Below are 1,669 nucleotides of genomic sequence, written 5' to 3'. Positions count from 1 at the left end.
GGGTGGCCTCGACCGGGACCGGGCGCGCGTCGGGCCGCCAGGCCTGCATGGTGGCGACGGAGGTGAACACCGGCAGCGCCCGGCGGCCGTCGGGGGCCTCCAGGGCGACGACGCCGGACGACGCCTCCTTGTCGACGGCCAGCCCGTCCGGGTTCTGCTCGACGACGCCGGCCTCGGCCAGCACCGGCACGAGCACGCGGGTCTCGGCCAGGCGCGCGACGACCTCGCGCAGCGGGACCGCGCCGGTCGAGTGGCCCGAGAGCAGCCGGGTCAGCTCGGCGTCGGCCGACCCGTCGTCGCCCGCGAACTGGCTGGAGGGCTGGATCGACTTCACTCGGCGGCCTCGTCCCGCCCCGCGTCGCCCGGGCGTCCCGCGACGTCGAGCGCCTCGGGGAGCGTGAAGGCGCCGGCGTACAGGGCCTTGCCGACCACGGCGCCCTCGATGGTGCCCAGGGCGCGCAGCGCGCGCAGGTCGTCGAGCGACGAGATGCCGCCCGAGGCGACGACGTGCGCGGGGGTGCGCGCGGCGACGTCGGACAGGAGATCGACGTTGGGGCCGCGCAGCGTGCCGTCCTTGGTCACGTCGGTGACCACATAGCGGGCGCAGCCGGCCTCGTCGAGGCGGCCGAGAACCTCCCAGAGGTCGCCGCCCTCCTTGGTCCAGCCGCGGGCGGCGAGCGTGGTGCCGCGCACGTCGAGACCCACGGCGACGCGGTCGCCGTGCTCGGCGATGACCTTCGCGGTCCAGGCCGGGTCCTCCAGGGCGGCGGTGCCGAGGTTGACGCGACGCGCGCCCGTGGCCAGGGCGCGCTCCAGCGACTCGTCGTCGCGGATGCCGCCCGAGAGCTCGACCTGCACGTCCAGCTCGCCGACCACGCGAGCGAGCAGCTCCGCGTTGGAGCCGCGCCCGAAGGCCGCGTCGAGGTCCACGAGGTGCACCCACTCGGCGCCGCCGGACTGCCAGTCCAGGGCGGCGGTCAGCGGGTCGCCGTACGAGGTCTCCGATCCGGCCTCCCCCTGGACGAGGCGGACGGCCTGGCCGTCGGCGACGTCCACGGCGGGCAGGAGCACGAGTCGGTCGGTCATGTCTCTCCAAGTTCTGTCTGTCGAAGCGTTGAGTGCTGGGTATTTGTGGGCTGAGCGGCGTCTGCGCAACAAATACCCAGCACTCAACGAGTGGGGCTAGGCGAGGGTACGGAGCCAGTTCTCCAGGAGCTGGGCGCCGGCGTCACCGGACTTCTCGGGGTGGAACTGCGTCGCCGCCAGGGGGCCGTCCTCGACCGCCGCGACGAACCGGCCGCCGTGGTCGGCCCAGGTGACCTTCGGGGGCGTGAACCGGCCCACCGCGTTCTCGTCGTACCCTTTGGTGAACGTCTGGGCGGCGTAGGAGTGCACGAAGTAGAAGCGCTCGTCGGTGATCCCGGCGAAGAGGGCCGAGCCCTCCGGCACCTCGACCGGCGACCAGCCCATGTGGGGCACCACGTCGGCGTGCAGCCGCTCGACGACGCCGGGCCACTCGCCGATGCCGTCGGCGCGCTCGCCGTGCTCCACGCCGGCGTCGAACATGACCTGCATACCCACGCAGATGCCGAGTACGGGGCGGTTGCCGGCCAGGCGGCGGCCGACGACCTCGTGGCCGCGCACGGCCGTGAGCCCGGCCATGCACGCC

3 protein-coding genes are annotated in these 1,669 nt (G+C 74.2%); all 3 read right to left on the bottom strand.

The annotated features are described in order from the left end of the window. Positions 1 to 334 (bottom strand): SseB family protein (locus PROKR_RS14580; protein ID WP_036964389.1); only part of this gene is annotated, 334 nt, incomplete at its 3' end. Continuing rightward, positions 331 to 1,086, bottom strand: coding sequence for a bifunctional 1-(5-phosphoribosyl)-5-((5-phosphoribosylamino)methylideneamino)imidazole-4-carboxamide isomerase/phosphoribosylanthranilate isomerase PriA (priA, locus tag PROKR_RS14575; protein ID WP_036964388.1), 756 nt, complete (start codon positions 1,084 to 1,086; stop codon positions 331 to 333). The genes priA and PROKR_RS14580, both read right to left, overlap by 4 nt. 96 nt (positions 1,087 to 1,182) lie before the next feature. Next, on the bottom strand, positions 1,183 to 1,669 hold a 487-nt coding region (gene hisH, locus PROKR_RS14570; RefSeq protein ID WP_036964387.1), incomplete at its 5' end, for an imidazole glycerol phosphate synthase subunit HisH.

The organism is Promicromonospora kroppenstedtii DSM 19349 (genome assembly GCF_000515355.1).
Taxonomy (GTDB): domain Bacteria; phylum Actinomycetota; class Actinomycetes; order Actinomycetales; family Cellulomonadaceae; genus Promicromonospora; species Promicromonospora kroppenstedtii.
This window is presented reverse-complemented; position numbering and strand designations above follow the sequence as displayed.